Origin of the sequence: Paenibacillus senegalensis JC66, from assembly GCF_000285515.1 — a bacterium.
In the GTDB taxonomy this organism is placed as follows: Bacteria; Bacillota; Bacilli; order Paenibacillales; family NBRC-103111; genus Paenibacillus_L; species Paenibacillus_L senegalensis.
In genome coordinates this window covers 1-6133 of sequence record NZ_HE610968.1, presented here as the reverse complement: position 1 = coordinate 6133, position 6133 = coordinate 1, and the positions used below count along the sequence as shown (strand labels likewise).

The window sequence follows — 6133 nt, the reverse complement described above, 5'->3', positions numbered from 1 at the left end:
ATGCAAAATGCTTAGTTATTGCTTTGTTAGGACTCTCGATCAATTTTATCGGACATGGGCAAGTTCTATTCCTCATGATTTAAAGCGTCCTGATGGCGGCGGTCATTCGTATCCTGCTGGATCTGCTGTTGTTGATGGCTGTTAACCGCTTCTGCTTTTTGGTCTAACTCTTTAACCGTGTTTTGCAAATTTTTATCGGGTCGGTCGCTGAAGATCATAGTCATGCTCCTTTCCTAATCATCGCTTGCAAAGCCGGCTTAATTACGAATAGGCTGGCTCTAGTCATGTACAAGTTCCTGGTTGACAGGGTGGAGAAGAGGAAATGCACCTCCATGATTATAAAATGCGGAGCCCTCCCTTGTTTTATACGAAGTATTCCCTGGATATTGATTAAGTCTGCATAACGCAAAAAAGCCGCCTATCCATATAAAAAGGCAGCTTGTTCATGTATATAGTTAATGGCGGAGAGGGTGGGATTCGAACCCACGGAAGAGTTACCCCTTCGCTGGTTTTCAAGACCAGAGCCTTAAACCACTCGACCACCTCTCCAGGTAAATTCCCCTGACAACGGAATGCGTTATTCAAGGGAACAAAGTATATTATAACACAGATAAATTTTGAACTTCAACCTTTATTTATGCCTAATGACAGCAGCATTATTCATGTAGGGACGCAGAACGTCCGGAATGACTACACTGCCATCCTCCTGCTGATAATTCTCTAGAATGGCCGCCACCGTTCTGCCTAAAGCAAGTCCTGAACCGTTCAGAGTATGAACAAATTCTGGCTTTGCTTTTGCTTCCCGGCGAAAACGGAGGTTAGCCCGTCTGGCCTGAAAATCTTCGAAGTTACTGCAAGAAGATATTTCCCGATAGGTAGCGGAATGAGGCAGCCATACTTCCAGGTCATAGGTTTTGGCCGCTGAGAATCCTAGATCTCCCGTACAAAGGGAAACGACCCGATAAGGCAGTCCCAGCAGCTGAAGCACCTTCTCGGCATTCTCTGTCAGCTTCTCCAGCTCATCATAAGAGCTTTCCGGAGTGACCAGCTTCACTAATTCAACCTTATTAAACTGGTGCTGGCGGATCAAGCCCCGTGTATCTCTACCGGCAGCTCCCGCTTCCGAACGGAAACAGGCGCTGTAAGCGACATAGTACTTAGGCAGGTCTTCTCCGTTCAATATTTCGTCACGGTGAAAATTCGTCACTGGAACCTCGGCCGTTGGAATCAGGTAATAATCACTATCTGAGATTTGATATACATCCTCCGCGAACTTCGGCAGCTGTCCGGTGCCAGTCAAGCTGTCCTTGTTAACCACCATAGGCGGCAGCATTTCTTCGTAATTGTGCTCGATGCTGTGCAAATCCATCATGAAATTCGCTAAAGCCCGCTCCAGTCGTGCACCCAGCCCTTTATAGAATACAAACCGGGAGCCTGTAACCTTGGAGGCAGCTTCAAAATCCAAAATACCTAATTCATCAGCCAGCTCCCAGTGAGGCTTGACTTCAAAAGAGAACTCAGCAGGCTCACCCCAACGCCGAATCTCTACATTGTCCTCTTCGGATGCACCTACCGGAACCGATTCGTGAGGCAAGTTCGGCAGCGCCAGCAGAATGGATTCCACCTGCTCTTCAATTCCTCTAAGCTCTTCATCCAGCTTTTTAATGCGATCAGAAACTTCGCGCATTTCGAGAATTAGCGATTCTGCGTTTTCCTTAGCCTTTTTCTTGGCAGCCACTTCTTGAGAAACAACATTTCTGCGGTTTTTTAGCTGCTCTACCTCTTGCAGCAATTCTCTGCGTGAAGCATCCAGGCCGCTATATTTATGAAGTTCGTCGGGCAGCTTTCCACGATTCCCTAACGATTGACTTACCTGTTCAAACTGGTGTCTAAGCAATTTTGCATCAAACAAAGGAAATTCCTCCCACAAGGGATATTTTTCAAGCTAACCATCATTCGGTTATTCATTGAATCTGATTCCCGAATCATGTGCACTTTGTAATTATCATTTGTTATTCTGGATCATGTCAAAAAAATAGCTGTGCATACGGTAATCATCGGTTAACTCAGGATGAAAAGAGGCAGCCAGCAAATGTCCTTCTCTCGCGGCCACAATTTGCTCCTGATAGGCAGATAACACGGTAACGTTACTTCCTACCTCAGTTATTAGCGGCGCCCGAATGAATACCGCACGAATGGGCTCATCAATGCCATCTACGGTAAGGTCAGTCTCAAAGCTTTCCCGCTGTCTGCCAAACGCATTTCGCGCCACCTTCATCTCCATCAGACCAAGATGCGCTTCCTCCTGGCCCTCAATCTCTTTAGCCAGTACAATAAGACCAGCACAAGTTCCGAATAAAGGCTTCCGCTGTCTGGAGAATTCCCTGATCGCCTCAATAAAACCGTAAGTACGCATTAATCGGCCAATGGTAGTACTCTCGCCCCCGGGGATGATTAAGCCGTCTATTTGCTCAAGCTGTTCTGTTTTCTTTATGGCAATTCCTTCAGCACCCGCTTGCTCAATCATTCGAATATGTTCAGCTACAGCCCCCTGCAGCGCCAGTACACCAATCTTCATGAAGTGTTCCTTCTTTCTCAAGTTTCCTAACTTATCATTTTACAGGATCGATATTATTTATACAACTGTGCATGCCTTGCAAGCATTAAAACAAGTTTTTGATGCCTGTCCCGAGGTTAATGAAGAAATCCTTTATTCCCCGGAAAAACAGCCTCATCCATCCGGCTTTGTTATTGTCCTCGGCAGCTACAATATCGATCGAGAACTCCTGTCCGTCATAGCTTACTTTTAGCGTTCCTACCTTATCACCTTTAGCTATGGGCGCCACTAATTCACTCTCAGGCAAAGGAATCGCTTCTTTAACGATTTCCTCACTGTCCGCGCCCTTTCTTATGAGCAGGCTGAGCTCAGACCCGGCTTCCACCGGAACGGTTGTTTTAACCCCTTTGCTCATTTTTACGCTTTGCAGCTCGTCCAGCCCGTCACCTTCGGCATAAACAGTTAATTTATCAAAATTGTTAAAGCCATAGTCCAGCAGCTTACGTGTTTCTACAAACCGCTCACGCTCCCCTGCTGTACCCATAACTACACTGATTAACCGGACACCATTTCGTTCGGCCGTACCTGTAAAGCAATATCCGGCTTCTCGAGTATGGCCTGTCTTCAATCCATCCAAGCCTTCGTAGGCATAGCTCTTCAAGCTGACCGAGTCCTTGAAGCCTTCTAACATCCAGTTCCAGTTAACCATCTCTGAGGTATCGGTTTCCCTGAACTTTTTACGAGGAATTTTAGTAAATTCCAGCACATCTTTATGATCCTTCAAAATATGATAAGCGAGCAGAGCAGAATCCCGTGCGGAAAGCATAGTCTCCCCTTCGATGCCCTGCGGGGCAAACTCCCCGATATCCGCCCGGTTCAGACCGGTTGCGTTAATGAAATGAGCTTCATCCGATAAGCCCATTTCCCGAGCTTTCTCATTCATCATATGGGCGAAATTTTCCTCAGTGCCGGCAATTTTCTCTGCTAAAGCTACCGAAGCATCATTACCGGAATAAATCGTAACGGAATGAAATAAATCTTTAACGGTGTGAGTGTCTCCCTCCGCCAGCAATCCACCAGAACCGATGACACTTCCTGCATATCTGCTTGCGGTTACCATATCATCCCATTTCAATTCTCCGCTCTTGATCTTCTCCATGACGATATACTCTGTCATCATCTTAGCCATACTTGCAGGTGGAAGAGCGACATCCGCATTCATCTCATAGATTACTTGTCCTGTAGATGCATCCATCAATATGGCTGAATTGGCTTCCAATTCTAAAGGCGCGGCCGTTTGAGCATGGCTTTGCACAGGAAGGCTGGTAAGTATCATCACCGCGATTAAACTAACGGTCAATATTCTCGTCATTATCTGGTACCAGGTAAGTCCCTTTTTCACCGTTCACACTCCCCATATGTAATCATCTTATTTTACCATAGCTGTCTAGACAAAAAAAAGGAAAACAAGGCTTTCCTGCCCTGTTTCCCTATCCTTCTGCTGAGGCTTGTTTCATAATGCTTTCAACCAGTTCTCCATACCCCAGTAAATTACAAATCGGACATCCGGGCTATAGAAAATCTTAAATTATTTATTGCGAATAGTTAGGTGCTTCTTTTGTAATTTGTACGTCATGCGGATGGCTCTCACGAAGACCTGCCCCAGTAATCCGAATAAACTGAGTATCTTCTCTCAATTCCTCCAGATTGCGCGTTCCGCAGTAACCCATACCTTGAACGAGTCCGCCGATAAGCTGATGAATTGAATCCTTCAAAGGTCCTTTATAGGCTACCCGACCTTCAATGCCTTCAGGTACAAGCTTGCTTTCGTTTTCCTGGAAATAACGGTCTTTGCTGCCTTCTTTCATCGCACCAAGAGATCCCATGCCTCTGTACACTTTAAAGCGGCGGCCTTGATAAATTTCGGATTCTCCCGGACTTTCCTCGGTTCCTGCAAACAGGCTGCCAATCATGACAGCAGAAGCACCTGCTGCGATCGCCTTGGTTATATCTCCAGAGTATTTAATACCACCGTCAGCAATAACCGGTACGTTGTATTGCTTGGCTACTGTTGCACAATCATAGATGGCCGTAACTTGCGGCACACCAATACCGGCGATTACCCTTGTTGTACAAATCGATCCCGGGCCGATCCCCACTTTAACGACAGAGGCACCGGCTTCAATCAAGTCCTTAGTGCCTTCCCCTGTAGCCACGTTGCCCGCCACAATCGTCATATCGGGGAAGTTCTCACGGAGTTTGCGCACCGTATTGAGAATGTTAATATGGTGGCCATGAGCGGAATCCACCACCAGCATATCAACCCCAACCTCTACCAGCGCTTTAGCACGCTCTAGTGCGTCCTTAGACGCCCCAACGGCCGCTCCTACCAACAATCGTCCATGGACATCTTTAGCCGAATTAGGGAACTGGATAGCCTTCTCTATGTCCTTAATAGTTATAAGACCTTTAAGCTCGTTGTTCTCGTCCACTAAAGGAAGCTTTTCGATTTTATGCTTTTGCAGTATAAGCTCAGCCTGCTGCAATGTAGTCCCTACCGGAGCTGTGACCAGGTTATCCCTCGTCATAACTTCCTTAATTTTAATCGAATAATCATGAACAAACCTTAAATCACGATTAGTCAAAATTCCGACCAGCTTATTGTCCTCATTAACAATAGGGACCCCGGAAATCCGGAATTTGCTCATTAATTCTTCAGCATGATAAACATGATGCTCCGGTGTTAACGAGAAAGGATTCGTAATAACTCCACTTTCCGAGCGCTTAACCCGATCAACTTCTTCCGCTTGCTGGGCGATGCTCATATTCTTATGGATTACGCCAATACCGCCCTCTCTCGCTATCGCAATAGCTAATACAGCCTCCGTTACGGTGTCCATAGCTGAACTGATCAAAGGAATTTGTAATTGAATCCGATCACTAAGACGTGTCGATACATCTACTTGGCTAGGCCCAAACACTTCCGACTTTCGCGGGACCAGCAAAACATCATCAAATGTAAGTCCTTCTTTAGCAAATTTGGTTTCCCACACTCTCTATATCCCCCTCAATATCTCTACGTCTTGATGTATATTATTGCAATAGTAGCAGATCAACTTTTTTTGTGTCAAGGATGTCCTGTAAAGATAGCGTTCCCAACTTTTAATCTTCTATAAACTTCCTCAAAATACAGTGAACCATCAACCAAAATAAGCAAATTTTAGCCTTTACCTATAAACGGCAGTCCTGCTTCCTTGCATGTTATTCGATCACAGGTTCAGATATCTCCCCGAGAGAGGGACGCTTAAAGACGAGTGCAACAAAAAAGGGCTGTCCGAAAAGCGGCCATTCAGCCCGATAGCTAGAATAAGCAACCCCCAAGCAGCAGCCCCGAGGCCACTGGCCCTGAAGCGAATTGTATGCGAAAGTCGAAAGTGAGGCGAATGTGTTGCGAAATTGTTTGCGAAAGTCGAAAGAGTATGCATAAGTGTTGCGAAATTGTTTGCGAAAGTCGAAAGTGTTGCGAAAACAGTCATGCCATTGAATTCTCAGGCACAACTCCGGTATGATAATAGC

Annotated in this window: 5 protein-coding genes and 1 tRNA gene; all 6 read right to left on the bottom strand. The window is 45.9% G+C overall.

What is annotated here, in order from left to right; translation table 11 throughout:
• Positions 1 to 65: 65 nt before the first annotated feature.
• The 6 genes from PSHG_RS31070 to guaB all read right to left on the bottom strand — a co-directional run bounded on the left by PSHG_RS31070 (position 66) and on the right by guaB (position 5610).
• Positions 66 to 218: a hypothetical protein gene (locus PSHG_RS31070; protein WP_010279794.1), complete on the bottom strand. Its 153-nt coding sequence runs from the start codon at positions 216 to 218 to the stop codon at positions 66 to 68.
• Positions 219 to 459: 241 nt separating this feature from the next.
• A tRNA-Ser gene (locus PSHG_RS25420) sits at positions 460 to 549 on the bottom strand.
• 82 nt (positions 550 to 631) lie between these two features.
• Positions 632 to 1912: a serine--tRNA ligase gene (gene serS / locus PSHG_RS25415; RefSeq protein WP_010279788.1), complete on the bottom strand. Its 1281-nt coding sequence runs from the start codon at positions 1910 to 1912 to the stop codon at positions 632 to 634.
• Positions 1913 to 2005: 93 nt separating this feature from the next.
• Complete coding sequence (gene pdxT, locus PSHG_RS25410; protein ID WP_010279786.1) at positions 2006 to 2578, bottom strand: pyridoxal 5'-phosphate synthase glutaminase subunit PdxT; 573 nt, start codon at positions 2576 to 2578, stop codon at positions 2006 to 2008.
• An 85-nt stretch (positions 2579 to 2663) separates the two neighbouring features.
• Positions 2664 to 3959: a D-alanyl-D-alanine carboxypeptidase family protein gene (locus PSHG_RS25405; protein ID WP_010279782.1), complete on the bottom strand. Its 1296-nt coding sequence runs from the start codon at positions 3957 to 3959 to the stop codon at positions 2664 to 2666.
• Positions 3960 to 4149: 190 nt separating this feature from the next.
• A complete protein-coding gene (guaB, locus tag PSHG_RS25400) occupies positions 4150 to 5610 on the bottom strand; it encodes an IMP dehydrogenase (RefSeq protein ID WP_010279779.1) in 1461 nt (486 codons plus the stop codon).
• Between the last annotated feature and the right edge of the window lie 523 nt (positions 5611 to 6133).

Bases quoted from the DNA above. Each gene is read 5' to 3' on its own strand.
- PSHG_RS31070 (WP_010279794.1), bottom strand. From the start codon at position 218: ATGATCTTCAGCGACCGACCCGATAAAAATTTGCAAAACACGGTTAAA.
- pdxT (WP_010279786.1), bottom strand. From the start codon at position 2,578: ATGAAGATTGGTGTACTGGCGCTGCAGGGGGCTGTAGCTGAACATATT.